Origin of the sequence: Halomonas sp. ND22Bw (assembly GCF_003011945.1) — a bacterium.
GTDB classification, from domain to species: Bacteria; Pseudomonadota; Gammaproteobacteria; order Pseudomonadales; family Halomonadaceae; genus Halomonas; species Halomonas halophila.
Genome location: NZ_PXWD01000549.1, coordinates 1 through 305, shown reverse-complemented (window position 1 = coordinate 305; position 305 = coordinate 1). Strand labels below are relative to the sequence as shown.

The window sequence follows — 305 nt, the reverse complement described above, 5'->3', positions numbered from 1 at the left end:
CTGCCCGGCGAGGGACGCCGGCCGTGAGCGGCCCCGCCGCGGGGACCGGCTCGGTCACGGTCATCGGATTGGGCCCGGGCGATCCGCGCCTGCTGACGGCCGCCGCCCAGGAGGCCCTGGCCCAGGCGCAGGACCTCATCGGCTACATCCCCTACGTCGCCCGCGTGCCCGAGCGGCCGGGGCTCGTCCGCCATGCCAGCGACAACCGCGTCGAGGTCGACCGGGCGCGCCACGCCCTCGAACTCGCCGCCTCCGGCCGGCGCGTCGCGGTGGTCTCGGGCGGCGATCCCGGCGTGTTCGCGATG

Annotated in this window: 1 protein-coding gene; it reads left to right on the top strand. The window is 78.0% G+C overall.

Translation table 11 applies throughout. From position 1 onward, the window contains the following. On the top strand, positions 1-305 hold a 305-nt coding region (locus tag CVH10_RS19325), incomplete at both ends, for an SAM-dependent methyltransferase (RefSeq protein ID WP_369335889.1).